Genomic DNA, 15,554 nt, shown 5'->3' with positions numbered 1-15,554 from the left:
ATGACTGCATGGATCTATGGGGCCGCTCGTGACGGCCTCATTGCTTCGGCGCAACCGAATGCGTATGGACGACGTCGAGCGGGAAACGCCGGCCGGCCAGGTAATCGTCGATGCACTGCATCACGAGCGGCGTGCGATGCCGCTCGGGGCACGCGCGCAACTCATCGGCGCTCATCCACAGCGTGCGGACGATGTCGGGATCGAGCGAACTCGCCGGGTCCGGTTCGCCGCCCGCGCCGCAATAGGTGAAGCGCAGGTACGTGGTGCCCGCGCGGTCCGGCCGCTCGAAGTGGGTCATGTACATGCCGACGAGCGCCTCGGGAGCGAACGGATGCGCGGTTTCCTCGAACGTTTCGCGGACCACCGCTTCCAGCAGCGTTTCGCCCGCCTCCAGGTGGCCGGCGGGCTGGTTCAGGCGCAGGCCGGCGGCAGTGTGTTCCTCGACTAGCAGGAAGCGCCCGTCACGCTCGACGATCGCCGCGACGGTCACGTGCGGCAGCCAGGTTTCCGGTTTCATGGGTGCGCATTTTACCGGTTATGCGCGCCGGCTGCCGGGCGGCGGGCGGGCGCTGGGCCGGGCTACGGCCGGTGACCGCTGGCAGCCGGTTCGCAGCGTGTTCGAGGTGGAATCGCGACCGATCCGTAGCAGTTTGGCGGTCTGCCGCGCATTGGCATCGACCCCGATATTTGTGATGTGGCGGTTTCCGGTTAAAGTGGGGCCTGCGTTAGCCGTTGCATGTGCAAGCCGGCGAGCCTCGTCGGCGGATCTGTCGTCAAACAGGAAGTCGAGGAGAAACAACGATGCACATCGGAGTGCCAGCCGAGACGCGCGCGCATGAAACCCGCGTTGCCGCGACGCCCGAGACGGTCAAGAAGTACGTGGCGCAAGGCCACCGGGTCACGCTCCAGAGCGGCGCCGGCGCCGGCGCGAGCTTTCCCGATGATGCCTATACGGCCGTGGGCGCGGAAATCGTCGATGCCGCCACTGCATTCGGCGCAGATCTCGTCCTCAAAGTCCAATCCCCCACCGATTCCGAACTGCCGCTGCTCAAACGCGGCGCGACGCTGGTCGGCATGCTCGATCCGTTCAACGCCGACAACGCGGGCAAGCTCGCCGCGGCCGGCGTCACCGCGTTCGCGCTCGAAGCCGCGCCTCGCACCACGCGCGCGCAAAGCCTCGACGTGCTGTCGTCGCAGGCGAACATCGCCGGCTACAAGGCGGTGCTGCTCGCGGCGACGCTCTATCCGCGCTTCATGCCGATGCTGATGACCGCGGCCGGCACCGTGAAGGCCGCGCGCGTGCTGATTCTCGGCGCGGGCGTGGCTGGCCTGCAGGCGATCGCCACCGCGAAGCGCCTCGGCGCCGTGCTGGAGGCGTCCGACGTGCGCCCGGCCGTCAAGGAGCAGATCGAGTCGCTCGGCGCGAAGTTCCTCGACGTGCCTTACGAGACCGACGAGGAGCGCGAGGCCGCGCAAGGTGTGGGCGGCTATGCACGGCCGATGCCGCCGTCGTGGCTCGCGCGCCAGTCGGCGCTGGTGCACGAGCGCGCAAAGCAGGCCGACATCGTCATTTCGACCGCGCTGATTCCGGGCCGCCCCGCGCCGACGCTGCTGTCGGTCGAAACCGTGCAGGCGATGAAACCGGGCTCGGTGCTCGTCGACCTCGCGGCCGGCCGCGGCCCCGAAGTCGACGGCCGGCGCGGCGGCAATTGTCCGCTGACCGAGGCGGACCAGGTGGTGGTGCGCTATGGCGTGCAGATCGTCGGCTATACGAATCTCGCCGCGATGGTGCCCGCCGACGCGTCGTCGCTGTACGCGCGCAACGTGCTCGACTTCCTGAAGCTGATTATCGCCAAGGAAGGCACGCTGAACATCGATCTCGCGGACGACATCGTCGCGGCCACGCTGCTGGCTCGCGACGGCCAGGTCACGCGCAACGCATAGGAGGCCGAAGATGGAAGTCATCAATCACACGGTGATCAACCTGATCACCTTCGTGCTGGCGATCTACGTCGGCTATCACGTGGTCTGGAACGTCACGCCCGCGCTGCATACGCCGCTGATGGCGGTGACCAATGCGATCTCGGCGATCGTGATCGTCGGCGCGATGCTCGCGGCGGGTCTCACCGTCGGCAGCGCCGGGAAGTTCTTCGGCACGATCGCGGTGGCGCTCGCCGCCGTCAACGTGTTCGGCGGATTCCTCGTCACACGGCGAATGCTCGAGATGTTCAAGAAGAAGGAACCCAGGAAACTACCGGCTGGCGGCAAGGAGGGTACGTAAATGAGCCTGAACGTCGTCACGCTGCTGTATCTGGTCGCGTCGGTCTGCTTCATCCAGGCGCTCAAGGGGCTGTCGAATCCGAAGAGCGCGCGCGCCGGCAATACCTTCGGCATGGTCGGCATGGCGATCGCGATTCTGACGACCATCGCGCTGATCTCGAGGCAGGCCGAAGTACTCGGCTCCAATCTCGGTCTCGGGCTCGGCCTGCTGCTGTTCGGGCTCGTGATCGGTGGCGCGATCGGCGCGTTCGTCGCCGCGCGCGTCGAGATGACCAAGATGCCTGAACTGGTCGCGGCGATGCACTCGCTGATCGGTCTCGCGGCCGTGTGCATCGCGTATGGGGTGGTGTCGGAGCCGGCCGCGTTCGGCCTCGTCGATCCCGACGTGCCGATCGAGGGCTTCCTGCCGTACGGTAACCGCATCGAACTGTTCATCGGCACGTTCGTCGGCGCGATTACTTTTAGCGGCTCGGTGATCGCGTTCGGCAAGCTGTCGGGCAAGTACAAGTTCCGCTTGTTTCAGGGTGCGCCGGTCGTCTACGGCGGCCAGCATCTGATCAACCTGATGCTCGCGCTCGCGATGCTCGGCTTCGGCGTCCTCTTCTTCCTCACTCAGTCGTGGCTGCCGTTCATCATCATGACGATCATCGCGTTCGTGCTCGGCGTGCTGATCATCATTCCGATCGGCGGCGCGGACATGCCGGTGGTCGTGTCGATGCTGAACTCGTACTCGGGCTGGGCGGCGGCGGGCATCGGCTTTTCGCTGAACAATCCGATGCTGATCATCGCCGGCTCGCTGGTGGGGTCGTCGGGTGCGATCCTGTCGTACATCATGTGCCGCGCGATGAACCGCTCGTTCTTCAACGTGATCCTCGGCGGTTTCGGCAACGAGCCGGGCGCGGCCGCGGGCGGCTCAGCGGAGCAGCGTCCGGTGAAATCGGGTTCGGCCGATGACGCGTCGTTCATGATGGGCAACGCCGAGACCGTCGTGATCGTGCCGGGCTACGGGCTGGCCGTCGCGCGCGCGCAGCATGCGCTGAAGGAGCTGACCGACAAGCTGGTCGAGAAGGGCATCGAGGTGAAGTACGCGATTCACCCGGTGGCCGGCCGCATGCCGGGTCACATGAACGTGCTGCTCGCCGAGGCCGAAGTGCCGTACGACATGGTGTACGAGATGGAGGACATCAACGGCGAGTTCGGCCAGGTCGACGTGGTGCTCGTGCTCGGCGCGAACGACGTGGTGAATCCGGCCGCGAAGAACGATCCGAAGTCGCCGATCGCGGGCATGCCGATCATCGAGGCGTACAAGGCGCGCACCGTGATCGTCAACAAGCGCTCGATGGCGGCGGGCTACGCCGGGCTCGACAACGACCTGTTCTACATGGACAAGACGATGATGGTGTTCGGCGACGCGAAGAAGGTGATCGAGGATATGGTGAAGGCGGTCGACTAGATCGCTAGCGGTGAATCGGCCTCAGGATCGCGGTGGGTCACCGCGATCCTTTGCCGCGATCCTTTTCATCTGTTCGGCTTCGCGTTCAGATGCCGCAGCAGATCCGCGAGCCGCCGTCGGCGGATTTTTCGCGGACGCGAAAATTTCTCTTTCGGAACTCACAACGTAGTGACTTGTCTTCATTCCTGACATGTAGTAACGTTACTACGTTAGGTGGCGGGAGGGAATATGACGATTACGACCTTATCCAGCAGGGAACTCAATCAGGACGTGACCCGGGCGAAAAAGGCGACCAAGGACGGCCCTGTATTCATCACCGATCGCGGCAGGCCCGCCCATGTTTTGCTGAGCATCGAGGAATACTGGCTTCTCGCCGGACAGCGTCGCAACATCGTGGACGCCTTGGCCATGTCCGAGGTTGCTGACATTGAATTCGATCCGCCGCGCGTGGATATATCTATCCGGCCGGCTGAACTCTGATGTTTGTTATCGATACGAATGTCGTTTCCGAACTCCGTAAGGGGCGCAGGGCGGATGCCAACCTCGTCGCCTGGGCAAAGAGCGTCGATGCTTCGGCGCTCTTTGTTTCTGCAATCACGATCATGGAGCTGGCAAGGGGCGTTTTGCTGAAGGAGCGCAGCGACCCGAGCCAAGGCGCGTTGCTGCGCGCATGGCTCGATGAGCACGTCTTAACTGAATTTGCGGATCGCGTGCTGCCTGTCGATACGGGCGTTGCCTTACGCTGCGCGCGCTTGCATGTACCGGATCGGCGCTCGGAGCGTGATGCGCTTATCGCCGCTACGGCGATCGTTCATGGTATGACCGTGGTGACGCGAAATGTCGCTGATTTCGTAGCAACGGGCGTCTCCCTTGTGAACCCTTGGCAGGCCGCGTGATTTTTCGCGGACGCGAAAAATTTCGCGTCGGGTCAATGCCAGTAACTGGACTTACCGGAATGCGTTTTACCTGCGATAACCGCCTGGATCGCCAGGCACCCCGGCCGTAAGCCTGATGCGGCGGGCTTTCATAGGGAGCTTGACCCAATGACCATCAACGCATCTACATGGACAAGACGATGATGGTGTTCGGCGACGCGAAGAACGTGATCGAGGATATGGTGAAGCCGGTCGAGTAGCTCGTTAGCGGTAAACAGACCCTGAGATCGCGGTGCGTCGCGCCGCGATCCTTTTCATATTTTCGGCCTCGCGTTTACGTGCCGCAGCAGATCCGCGAGCCGCCTGCCTTCCTGATCCGGATACGTCTCGAGCACTTCGAGATCGCGCATCTTCTCCAGTCCGAAGTTGCGGAAATCAGCACGCAGTTCGCACCATGCGCCGAGCGTCCAGCGCGCGCCCCAGTACGCGAGCGCGAGCGGCCAGACGCGGCGCTCGGTGTCGGCGCCGTTCGCGTCGGTGTACGCGAAGCGCACCACCTGGCGCGCATCGATCGCGCGATGCAGCGAGTCGAGCTGCGTCGAAAAATCCCCCTTGATGTGAAACGACGGCGCGAAGATCGCGAGCCGTTCGAGCGTCGCGCGCTTGTCGGCGGGCATCGCCGATGCGATTTTGGCCAGCGCGCCCCGCGCGCCGCTCGCGAAGCCCGCGCCACCCCATGATTCGAGCATGCGCGCGCCGGCGGCGAGCGCGGCGAGTTCGTCGGCGGTGAAGGTCAGCGGCGGCAGACTTGCCGAGCGCGACAGCCGATAACCGATGCCCGCTTCGCCTTCGATCGGCACCCCTGACAATTGCAGATCGCGCACGTCGCGATAGACCGTGCGCGGCGAGATATTCAGCCAGTCGGCCAGTTGCTGCGCGGTGGTCAGGCGCCGGCCGCGCAGCAGCTCGGCGATCTGGAACAGGCGGTCGGCGCGGCGCGTCATCGTGGGCGTCGGGTAGAGGAGGAAGGGGGCGGTCCCGCGATGATAGCGCCGCATGGCGGCCTTCGGTCGGGGCGCGGCGGCTTCCGGTGCGCGCCTAGCCGTTGGTGCGCGAATGCAGGCCGAGGCGGTTGCCTTCGGTATCGGTGAAGAACGCGATATAGCCGATGTCCTGCGGCAGCTTGATCACCGGGCCGTCGGTCTTGCCGCCTGCCCGTTCGATGCGCGCAAGCGCCGCGTCGACGGTGGGCAGCGCGTTCAGGTAGACGGTGACGCCGTCGACGCCGGGTGTCATCGACGGATTGTGGACGATCGCGCCGCCAGTCGCGGGCTCCTCGTAGCTGAACACGGCGATCGGCTGGCCGCCGATCTCCTGTCGATTCAACGGGGCGTCGAGCGCGGCTTCGTAAAAGCGCACCGCGCGATCGAAATCGACCGACGGGATTTCGAACCAGGCAACGAGTTTGGGCAATGCGGACATGACACTCTCCTTCGGTTGGCAGTAGGCCGTTCAAGCGCCGGATGGCGTGAGAAGGAGTGTGCGGGGGTGCTGCTGACAGCGTGGTGGCAGTAGGGTGCGAAGACGCGACCGCTTCACCCCACCAGCAACTGAAACACGCCGACCACGTCGCTCATGCGCGTGGCCTGCTTTTCGAGCGACGCGATGACGGCAGGGCGACGACAGCGCGCCGCCCCGCTAGAAACAGCCTCAAGCCGCCGGCGTATCGCCCTGCGGACGCTGCCGCACGCTGCCCGCGATCAGATCGAAGCGGAACAGCCGGCATTCGAGCGCACCGTTGAACAGCGGCGTCTTCGTCGATTCGCGCAGCCGCAGTTGCCCCGGAAGCTTGCGATCCGACGTCAGGATGAACGCATGCCATCCGGCAAAGCGCTGCTTCAACGCATTGCCGAGCAACTGGAAAAACTCGCTGTCCGGCGCTTCTTCCTGAATGCGGCGGAAGCCGTCGTCGTCGCGATTGCCGCGGCCTTCGCGAAGCTCGCCGCGCGCATTGCGGCCGCGCACTTCGATCCGCTCGCCATACGGCGGATTCGCGACGAGGATGCCCGGCGCCGAGCCAGGCGGCGTCATGTCGCGCGCATCGAGCTGCTTGAGCGAAATGGGCGGCAAGCCGGCGCGCTCGAAGTTCGCGCGCGCTTTTTCGAGCATGTCGCCGGAGATGTCGCTTCCGAAAATCTCCAGATCCGCGCCGCGCGAGCCGCGCGCCGCGTTTTTCGCCTCGAGCGCGGCGCCCTTCAGCGCTTGCCAGCTCCGCGCGTCGAACTGTTTGAGCTTCTCGAAGCCGAAGCGCCGCTCGACGCCCGGCGCGATGTTCAACGCGACCTGCGCCGCTTCCGCGAGGAACGTGCCGCTGCCGCACATCGGATCGTAGAGCGGCGTGCCGGCCTGCCAGCCAGTCAGACGCAAAATGCCAGCCGCGAGGTTTTCGCGCAGCGGCGCCGCGCCCTTGTCGAGACGCCAGCCGCGCTTGAATAGCGGATCGCCGGAAGTGTCGAGGTACAGCGTGCAGTCGGTCGCGCTCAGGAACGCGAACACGCGCACGTCGGGCATCGCGGTGTCGACGCTCGGCCGCGCGCCGCTTTTTTCGCGCAGACGATCGCAGATCGCGTCCTTCACGCGCAGCGTCGTGAACTCGAGACTGCGCAGCGGCGACTTGATCGCGGTGACGTCGACGCGCAGCGTCTCGTGCGCGGAGAACCACTGCTCCCAGCGCTGCTCGAGCGCGAGCGCGTAGATGTCCTGCTCGCCGCGGTAGGGCCGCTCCGCGATTTTCAGCAGCACGCGGCTCGCGAGACGCGAGTGCAGATTGGCAGCCATGCCGGCGGCCCAGCCGCCGCGAAAATGCACGCCGCCCGGTACCTGGGCGCCGGCCGTGAAGGCGGCGCCATTCAGATGTTTGGCGGCAATTTCGGCGAGTTCGGCCGCGAGCGGAGCTTCGAGCCCGCGCGGGCAAGGAAGGAAGAAATCGAAGGACATTGAGGTTGCCGCAAGGCGTTGGATAAGGCGCTATTGTACGCGGTCGAGATCGGCGGGCCGGCGCGATTGGCGCGCCGGGCCTGTCAGGCGCCGGCTCCCGCGGCCGTTCCCGCCGAAGGACAGGGCGGCACGGCCGGCGCCGCGGCCGGTCTGGCCGAAGACGAAGGCCGGCCCGTCGTGTTCGTGGAAGCGACGGCCGTTGCCGCCATCGCGCGCACGCCCATCGCGATCTGCGTCGACACTTCCGCGAGCGCGCGCCGATGTCCATCGACGAGCGCGTCGTACCCGCCGCCAACCGTCTCGCTGACCACGCTGCGACAGGTCATCACCGCATTGCTGCGCACGGCCCGCACGCTCCACACCGCATCGATCAACGCATGCGAGCCGGGCCACGACTCGAAACGCTGCACGTTCATGGCGATCCGGTACACGGCCGCGTCGTCGGGGTGCGCGGTGCCGAACGTATCGATGGTGCCGAGCTGCTGCGTCAGATTCGTCGACAGCGCGCGGCGGATTTCATCGCCGGGCAGCGACGCCCAACGCTCCTGTTCGAGCAACTGCACCTGAGTCGGCCCGGTCTGCACGACCAGCTGATTTCTCGCCACCTGCGGCGGCACGTTGACCGGCGCGACTTCGATCAGCCAGGCAGGCGCGGCGCTCGTGCGCGCGACGGCCGGCGCGGCGCCATTCGCGGCGGTGCTTGCGCTATCCGCGCCGCCCAGCGTATAGAAACGGCTCGACGGCGACGAGCACGCGGCGATGGCGAGAGCCGCAGCCAGTGCGGTGCCGTACGCGACGCCGCGTACGGCACCGCGCACGAGCGCGCGCGGCGGACGGGGGAGCCGGGCAAACATCATGGTTTATCTCCTGATTTACCGCGCAACAGCGATTCGGGATGACGCTCGAGGTAGTCCGACAGCGCGTTCAGCGACTGCAACGTGCGCGTCAGTTCCTGCAACGCCTGATGAACGTCGGACTGCATCGGCGAATCCTGCTGCAAGGTTGCCTGGGCCGAACTGAAGGTCTGCTTCGCGGCCGTCAGCGTGTCGCGCGCCTGCGGCACGACTTCCTTGTCGAGACGCGAGAACAGTTGGTCGGCGTTCTTCAGCGCGGTGTTCAGATTCGCGCCGATCTGGTCGAACGGCACCTTGTCGAGCTTCTTCGCGATGTCGGCGACCTGCAGCTGCAATTCGTCGAGCGTGTTCGGAATGGTCGGCAGCTCGAGCGGATCGGTCGTCACGTCGACCTTGGCCGGCGGCGCTTTCGGGAAGATATCGAGCGCCACGTACAGCTGGCTCGTGATCAGGTTGCCGGTGCGCAACTGGCCGCGCAGGCCGTGCCTGACGAGTTCCTGCATCAGGTTCTCGCCGGCGAGCGTGCCCGGCTGCGGCGAGCTCTCGCGAAAGCGCTTGCCGAGGCGGTCCGGGTACAGGTTCATCGTGACCGGCATCGTGAAGCTCTGCGTCTTCGGATCGTAGTCGATGCCGATATTGGTCACCTGGCCGAGCACGATGCCGCGGAAATCGACCGGTGCGCCGATCGACAGCCCGCGCAGCGACTGGTTGAAGTTCATCACGACGCGCAAGGGCACGCCGTCTGGTTCGCGCATCGCGTCCGCTTCGTCCGAGCCGAGGCGGAAGGTCTGGTTGTTCGGCGCCTGCGGGCCCATGTTCTGGCCGGGCGGCGACTGGAACGACAGACCGCCGACGATCACCGTCGCGAGCGACTGCGTATTCAGCTTGAAGCCGCTCGAATCGAGCCGCAGATCGACGCCGCTCGCATGCCACCAGCGCGTGTTGGTGCCGACGTACTGGTCGAACGGCGCCGACACGAACACCCGCATCGTCACGCCGGTGCCGTCCCTGTCGAGCGAGAAGCCGACCACCTGACCGACCTGCACGCGCCGGTAGAAGATCGGCGAGCCGATGTCGATCGAGCCGAGCGAATCGCCGTGCAGCGTGTATTGGTGGCCTTTCTGGTCGCCGGTGATGGGCGGCGGCGTTTCGAGGCCGACGAAGTTGCTCTCGCTTTCGGTCGAGCGGCCCGCGTCGGCGCCGATGTACGAGCCCGACAGCAGCGTCGTCAGACCCGACACGCCGCTCGCGCCGACGCGCGGACGCACCACCCAGAAGCGCGAGTCCTTGACCGCGAACTTTCCGCCTTCCTTGGTCAACTGCACCTGCACGAGCACGTGCGACAGATCCGGCGACAGCGTGATCGTCTTCACCGCACCCACGTCGACGTCCTTGTACTTGACCTTGGTCTTGCCCGGCTCGAGCCCTTCCGCGCTGACGAAGCTGATCGTGATCACGGGCCCGCGCTCGGTCACCGACCTGATCACGAGCGCGATGCCGATCAGCGCGGCAATCAGCGGAATCACCCAGACGAGCGACGGCAGCCAGCGGCTGCGTGGCTCGATCTCGGGGTCGGGCAGTTGAAGCGGCAGTCTGGGTCCGTTCGAATCGTTGCGCGGCGCATCATCGGAGGCGGGCGTCGGTCCTTGCGGGCTAGTCATGGTCGAGATCCTGAGGTGTTGGGGTACGGCTTTCCACGGGGTCCCAGATGAGGCGTGGATCGAATTGCATGGAGGCCAGCATCGTCAGGATCACCACCGAGCCGAACGCGATCGCGCCCGGCCCGGCCGTGATCACGGCCAGCGATTTGAAACGCACGAGCGCCACGGTGAGCGTGACGACGAACACGTCGAGCATCGACCAGCGGCCGATTCGCTCGACCATCCGGTACAGCGTCGTGCGCTGTTGCGGACGCCAGCGCGAGCGGCGCTGCGCGGTGACGGTGAGCAGCACGAGCACCGAGAGCTTCAGCATCGGCACCAGGATGCTGGCGATGAACACGATCATCGCGAGCGGCCAGTCGCCGGAGGTCCAGAAATAGACGACGCCGCTCATGATGGTGTCGTCCTCGGAGCCGAGCAGCGACGACGTATGCATCACCGGCAGCAGATTCGCCGGGATATACAGCAGCGCCGCGGCGATCAGCAGTGCCCATGTGCGCATCAGGCTGTCGGGGTTGCGCGAGTGCAGATGCGCGCCGCAGCGGCCGCAGTGCTGCGGCGTGACCGAGCGGATGCGCGGTTCGACGCGCCCGCACGAATGGCAGGACAGCAGGCCCGCGCGTTTCGCGGTGACGTATTTCATCGCGGGCTCATCCTTCGCGCGGCGTGGGCGGCAAGCCGGGCGGGGTGCCGTCCGCCGTGCTGTTGGTTGTGCCACCCGCGCTGCCGCTGGTCGAGCCCGCGAGCGCGGACGGCGCCGGCGGACCGGCGAGCGAGCCGACCGCGACCGCCGCGCTGTCGGCCGACGTGCGTGGCAACGGCCGATCGCCGCTCGCGTCGATCTCGTCGGCGACATCCCACAGCACGCGCGGATCGAATGTGACGACGACCGCGAACATCAGCGTCAGCGCGCCGAACGCGAACAGCGCCGCCTCGGGAATCACGCGCGCGAGGCTCACCATCTTCACGATCGTGATCAGCACGCCGAGCATGAACACTTCGATCATGCCCCACGGCCGCACGAACTGGATCGCGCGCAGCACGCGATTGAAGTGCGCGGGCACGTAGCCGGCGCGTAGCGGCACCAGCACGTACAGCAGCGCGACGAGTTCGGTGAACGGAAAGAGGATCGTCGAGCAGAACACCATCACGGCGACGATCTCCATGTCCTCGCCCCACAGCGCGACGAGCGCGCCGAACAGCGTAGTCTGTGACGTGATGCCGTTGGTTTCGAGTTCGACGATCGGAAAGCCCTGCGCGATCACGAACGTGATCAGCGCGGCGAGCGTCAGTGCGCAGATCGCGTCCAGCTTGCGCGAGACGCCGCGATAGAGCGTCGCGCCGCAGCGCGGACAACGCGCGGCGACGCGCCCGACAAGCCGTGGCTTGCGGAACAGCGTATCGCATTCATGGCACGCGATCAGGTTGTCATGTTCCATGCGGCAGATGGGCTAACGACGTAGTGGCGGCGTGTAAGGCCTGCTCGTTACGAGGGGTCGGGCGGCGGTGAGCAGCAATAGTACCAAACGCGGCCTCGCGGCCGAGGCGAGCCGCGCGCGGGGCGTGGCGCCGTCCCCGCCGCGCGCTGGTCCGGGCCTGAGATGGCGTCGCTTCGGGGCTTTCGGTCCCCGAATCGTTCAACGCAAGGGCGGTGGCGCGACGCCTTGGGGCCATTGCACCGCAAAATTCGGGCCTGTTCCGCCGACGCGCTCCAGCCAGCTTTTCGCGCTTGGGGTAGGATGGCGCCCGTGGCATGCCCGGCGGCCTTTTGTGGCGATGATGTCCGCCGCATCGGCCGCGCACGCCGCGCCGATGCGCGGCGGCGATCGCGGAATAGCTGGCCGCGGCGCGCCGTTAACTTCTAACAGCCTGCGTTGATCTGTCATGACACTCAATCCATCGTTCGGTACCCGGGAGTCGTACACGCGGACCGCCATCGCGTTTCACTGGCTGATCGCACTGCTGATCGTCTGCGGCTTTGCGCTCGGCTGGGTGATGACCGACATCCCGGGCTTCACGCCCACCAAGCTGCGCTATTTCTCGTGGCACAAATGGATCGGCGTGACCGTGTTCGCGCTCGCGATCGTGCGCATCCTGTGGCGCGCGACCCACGCCTCGCCGCCGATGCCGCGCCGCATGCCCACCTGGCAGCGTGGCGCCGCGCATCTCACACATCTGTTGCTGTACGTGCTGATGATCGTGATTCCCGTGTCCGGCTATCTGTATAGCTCGGCGGCGAACGTGCCGGTCGTCTACCTCGGGCTGATTCCGCTGCCGCGAATCATCGCGCCCGATCCGCACCTGAAGGAAGTGCTGAAGAACCTGCACATCGCGTTGAATTACACGTTGCTCGTGCTGGTCGCGCTACACACCGCGGCGGCGCTCAAGCATCAATGGCTCGATCGCGACGGCCTGCTGTCGCGCATGCTCCCTTTCCTCAAATAAGGACAACCATGAAGGGTTCGTTTTATCGCTACATGCTGGCCGCGTTCGCAGCGGCGTCGCTGAGCGCCGCAGGCGCGGCGCTCGCGCAGGTCGACGTCGCGAAGAGTTCGGTGACGGCTACCTCGAAGCAGATGAACGTGCCGGTCGAAGGCAAGTTCAACAAGTTCACGGCGCAGGTCAGCTTCGATCCGGCCAAACCGACGGCCGGCAGCGCGCAGTTCAACATCGACGTCGCCAGCTACGATCTCGGCGACGAGAGCTACAACGAGCAGGTGCGCGGCAAGGAATGGTTCGACGCGAAGACCTTTCCGAGCGCGACGTTCGTGTCGAGCGCGATCGCGCCGGCCGGCGGCAATCAGTTCAAGGTGACCGGTAAGCTGACCATCAAGGGCAAGTCGGAGACGGTCGTGGTGCCGGTCACGGTCGGCCAGCAGGGCGCGATGCAGACCTTCGACGGCGCGCTGCCGATCAAGCGCTCGCAGTTCGACATCGGCACCGGCGAATGGAAGGACACATCGGTCATCGCCGACGAGGTCGTGATCAAGTTTCATATCGTCGCCGCGCGCAAGTAACGCGCACGGCGTGCGCGAGGTCCGCCGCGCCACGTGGGGCGCGGCCGCTTTCCCACCGCAGGTTGCACCGCGATTTTCAACGCAAAACAGGAGCACGAATTGAAAACGTCCATGTTGATCGCTGTTGGCGCGCTGGCTTCGTCGCTGTCGCTCGGCGCCTTCGCCGCCGATACCTATCTGCTTGATCCGATGCATACGTTTCCGAGCTTCGAGGCCGACCACTTTGGCGGTCTGTCGATCTGGCGCGGCAAATTCACGAAGACCACGGGAACGGTGACGCTCGATCGCGCGGCCAAAACCGGCACCATCGACGTCACCGTCGATCCCGCTTCGGTGCAGACCGGCAACCCGAAGCTCGACGATCACCTGAAGGCCGCCGAGTTCTTCGACGTCGAGAAGTATCCGACCGTCACCTACAAGGGCACCGAGATCAAGTTCGACGGCGACAAGCCCGTCGAGGTGATCGGCACGCTGACGATTCGCGGCATCACGAAGCCGGTGAATCTGAAGATCGATTCGTTCAAGTGCATGCAGCACCCGGTCCTCAAGCGCGAAATCTGCGGCGTCGAGGCGAGCACCGAATTCAATCGCGCCGATTACGGCATGGAGTTCGGCGCGAAGTACGGCTTCAGCATGCAGACGCGCCTGCATATCCAGTCGGAAGGTATCAAGCAGCAGTAAGCGCGCCGGCAGCTTCGCGGCCGGCGCCGCGCGCGGGCCGCTGTTGCGATTCGATCCGCGCTGCGCCGCAATACGAAAACCGCTTCGGTCGTTCACCGACGAAGCGGTTTTTTGTCGCCCGTTGCGAACGCCTCGGCCATGGTGGCGCGCCTCGGCCATTTGTCGCTCGCATCGCTTTTATTTTTTCAGTTAAATAGAGCGCAAGCAGTCATGCCGGTGCTGCGCGTTGCCGGGATGGCCTGGGCGGACGTTATGCGTTCGTGTCGATAAATATTTCGCGCAGTACAGGAGATCTGGATGAATGCAACGACAGCAGCAAGCGTCGCGGGAAGCCGGCAGAATTCGTGGCGCGCGGTGGTGGCCGCCTCGATCGGCAACGCGCTCGAATGGTTCGATCTCGTGGTGTACGGCTTTTTCGCCGTGACCATCTCGAAGCTGTTTTTTCCGGCCGGCAACGAGACCGTATCGCTGCTGCTCACGCTCGGCACGTTCGGCGTGTCATTCTTCATGCGGCCGCTCGGCGCGATCGTGATCGGCGCGTACTCGGACCGCGCCGGGCGCAAGGGGGCGCTCACGCTTTCCATCCTGCTGATGATGAGCGGCACGCTGATCATCGCGATTTTGCCGACCTACCAGAGCATCGGTCTCGCCGCGCCGCTGATCCTCGTGCTCGCGCGGCTGATGCAAGGCTTCTCGGCCGGCGGCGAATTCGGCAGCGCGACTGCGTTTCTCGCCGAGCACGTGCCGGGCCGGCGCGGCTTCTACGCGAGCTGGCAGATGGCGAGCCAGGGTCTGACGACGCTGCTCGCGGCCGGTTTCGGCGCGCTGCTGACCGGCCAGCTGTCGCCGCAACAGATGGCATCGTGGGGCTGGCGCGTGCCGTTCTTTTTCGGTCTGCTGATCGGGCCCGTTGCGTTCTACATCCGCACCAGGCTCGACGAGACGCCCGAATTCCTCGCCGCCGAAACGACGCAGACGCCGCTGCGCGATACGTTCGCGACGCAGAAGCTGCGGCTCGTGATCGCGATGGGCGTGGTGATCCTCGGGACCGTGTCCGCGTATCTGATGCTGTTCATGCCGACCTATGGCGTGCGGCAACTGGGGCTCGCGCCGTCGGTCGCGTTCTCGGCGATCGCGGTGACGGGTCTGATCCAGATGGTGTTCTCGCCGGTGGCCGGGCATTGGTCGGACCTGCATGGACGCACACGCATCATGCTGGGCGCGGCCGTGCTGCTGTTCGTGCTCGTCTATCCGGCGTTCGCGTTCCTGATCGCGCATCCGAGCTTCGGCACGCTGATCGTGTGGCAGATCGTGTTCGGTTTTCTCGTCAGCGGCTACTTCGGCGCGACGCCGGGACTGCTGTCGGAGATATTCCCGGTGCAGACGCGCACGACCGGCATGTCGCTCGCGTATAACATCGCGGTGACGATCTTCGGCGGCTTCGGGCCGTTCATCATCGCGTGGCTGATCAGCGCGACCGGTTCGAAGGCAGCGCCGAGCTACTACGTGATGTTTGCCGCGTTGCTGAGCATCGCGGCGCTGATCGGCGCACGGCGCAAGCTGGGGTTCCGCTAGGAACGAGGCGGTAACGACGGCGTACGTAAACGCAAAAGGCCGGTTCGACAGAACCGGCTTTTTTTTATTGTGCGCCGAGCATGCGCAACAGCTTGGGGGTGTGAGTCCCCTGTCCAACCTGATGGTGGTGAAGGACTAGCGAAACGCAAGGGCGTCGTCGT

At 65.5% G+C, this 15,554-nt stretch carries 17 protein-coding genes; 9 read left to right on the top strand and 8 right to left on the bottom strand.

Annotated features, from left to right (window positions below; translation table 11 throughout):
• Positions 1-37: 37 nt before the first annotated feature.
• A complete protein-coding gene (locus HDG37_RS33485; RefSeq protein WP_184055144.1) occupies positions 38-517 on the bottom strand; it encodes an NUDIX hydrolase in 480 nt (159 codons plus the stop codon).
• A gap of 284 nt (positions 518-801) precedes the next feature.
• Between HDG37_RS33485 and HDG37_RS33480 the strand changes: the two genes are divergently transcribed.
• The 5 genes from HDG37_RS33480 to HDG37_RS33460 all read left to right on the top strand — a co-directional run bounded on the left by HDG37_RS33480 (position 802) and on the right by HDG37_RS33460 (position 4,629).
• Entirely contained in the window at positions 802-1,944 is a 1,143-nt protein-coding gene (locus HDG37_RS33480) for a Re/Si-specific NAD(P)(+) transhydrogenase subunit alpha (RefSeq protein ID WP_090803055.1), read from the top strand.
• 10 nt (positions 1,945-1,954) lie between these two features.
• Positions 1,955-2,281, top strand: coding sequence for an NAD(P) transhydrogenase subunit alpha (locus tag HDG37_RS33475; RefSeq protein WP_184034569.1), 327 nt, complete (start codon positions 1,955-1,957; stop codon positions 2,279-2,281).
• The gene (locus HDG37_RS33470) at positions 2,282-3,733 is read left to right on the top strand and encodes an NAD(P)(+) transhydrogenase (Re/Si-specific) subunit beta (RefSeq protein ID WP_184055142.1); all 1,452 of its coding nucleotides are present in this window, start codon (positions 2,282-2,284) and stop codon (positions 3,731-3,733) included.
• Positions 3,734-3,961: 228 nt separating this feature from the next.
• The gene (locus tag HDG37_RS33465) at positions 3,962-4,213 is read left to right on the top strand and encodes a type II toxin-antitoxin system prevent-host-death family antitoxin (protein WP_184055140.1); all 252 of its coding nucleotides are present in this window, start codon (positions 3,962-3,964) and stop codon (positions 4,211-4,213) included.
• Positions 4,210-4,629: a type II toxin-antitoxin system VapC family toxin gene (locus HDG37_RS33460; RefSeq protein ID WP_184055206.1), complete on the top strand. Its 420-nt coding sequence runs from the start codon at positions 4,210-4,212 to the stop codon at positions 4,627-4,629. The genes HDG37_RS33465 and HDG37_RS33460 overlap by 4 nt, the downstream gene beginning before the upstream one ends.
• 293 nt (positions 4,630-4,922) lie before the next feature.
• On the opposite strand, the gene HDG37_RS33455 is transcribed toward HDG37_RS33460, so the two are convergent.
• The 7 genes from HDG37_RS33455 to HDG37_RS33425 form a co-directional block, all read right to left on the bottom strand.
• On the bottom strand, positions 4,923-5,666 hold the full coding sequence (locus HDG37_RS33455; protein WP_184055138.1) for a YafY family protein: 744 nt from the start codon (positions 5,664-5,666) through the stop codon (positions 4,923-4,925).
• Positions 5,667-5,706: 40 nt separating this feature from the next.
• Complete coding sequence (locus HDG37_RS33450) at positions 5,707-6,090, bottom strand: VOC family protein (protein WP_184034560.1); 384 nt, start codon at positions 6,088-6,090, stop codon at positions 5,707-5,709.
• Between the two features lie 228 nt (positions 6,091-6,318).
• Positions 6,319-7,605 (bottom strand): class I SAM-dependent RNA methyltransferase, encoded by a 1,287-nt coding sequence (locus HDG37_RS33445; protein WP_184055136.1) that lies wholly within the window; start codon positions 7,603-7,605, stop codon positions 6,319-6,321.
• 83 nt (positions 7,606-7,688) lie between these two features.
• A complete protein-coding gene (locus HDG37_RS33440; protein ID WP_184034554.1) occupies positions 7,689-8,462 on the bottom strand; it encodes a membrane integrity-associated transporter subunit PqiC in 774 nt (257 codons plus the stop codon).
• Positions 8,459-10,120 (bottom strand): intermembrane transport protein PqiB, encoded by a 1,662-nt coding sequence (locus tag HDG37_RS33435; RefSeq protein WP_184055134.1) that lies wholly within the window; start codon positions 10,118-10,120, stop codon positions 8,459-8,461. The genes HDG37_RS33440 and HDG37_RS33435 overlap by 4 nt, the downstream gene beginning before the upstream one ends.
• The gene (locus tag HDG37_RS33430; RefSeq protein ID WP_184034548.1) at positions 10,113-10,763 is read right to left on the bottom strand and encodes a paraquat-inducible protein A; all 651 of its coding nucleotides are present in this window, start codon (positions 10,761-10,763) and stop codon (positions 10,113-10,115) included. The genes HDG37_RS33435 and HDG37_RS33430 overlap by 8 nt, the downstream gene beginning before the upstream one ends.
• Positions 10,764-10,770: 7 nt before the next feature.
• The gene (locus HDG37_RS33425) at positions 10,771-11,559 is read right to left on the bottom strand and encodes a paraquat-inducible protein A (RefSeq protein WP_184055132.1); all 789 of its coding nucleotides are present in this window, start codon (positions 11,557-11,559) and stop codon (positions 10,771-10,773) included.
• Positions 11,560-12,004: 445 nt separating this feature from the next.
• On the opposite strand from HDG37_RS33425, the gene HDG37_RS33420 reads away from it, so the two are divergent.
• The 4 genes from HDG37_RS33420 (at position 12,005) to HDG37_RS33405 (ending at position 15,393) form a co-directional block, all read left to right on the top strand.
• On the top strand, positions 12,005-12,565 hold the full coding sequence (locus HDG37_RS33420; RefSeq protein WP_184034542.1) for a cytochrome b: 561 nt from the start codon (positions 12,005-12,007) through the stop codon (positions 12,563-12,565).
• Positions 12,566-12,573: 8 nt separating this feature from the next.
• Complete coding sequence (locus HDG37_RS33415; protein ID WP_184055130.1) at positions 12,574-13,137, top strand: YceI family protein; 564 nt, start codon at positions 12,574-12,576, stop codon at positions 13,135-13,137.
• Positions 13,138-13,248: 111 nt separating this feature from the next.
• Positions 13,249-13,818, top strand: coding sequence for a YceI family protein (locus HDG37_RS33410; protein ID WP_184055128.1), 570 nt, complete (start codon positions 13,249-13,251; stop codon positions 13,816-13,818).
• A gap of 297 nt (positions 13,819-14,115) precedes the next feature.
• Positions 14,116-15,393, top strand: coding sequence for an MFS transporter (locus tag HDG37_RS33405; RefSeq protein ID WP_184055126.1), 1,278 nt, complete (start codon positions 14,116-14,118; stop codon positions 15,391-15,393).
• The last annotated feature ends 161 nt before the right edge of the window (positions 15,394-15,554 follow it).

Source organism: Paraburkholderia sp. MM5384-R2 (genome assembly GCF_014201025.1).
GTDB classification, from domain to species: Bacteria; Pseudomonadota; Gammaproteobacteria; order Burkholderiales; family Burkholderiaceae; genus Paraburkholderia; species Paraburkholderia tuberum.
This window is presented reverse-complemented; position numbering and strand designations above follow the sequence as displayed.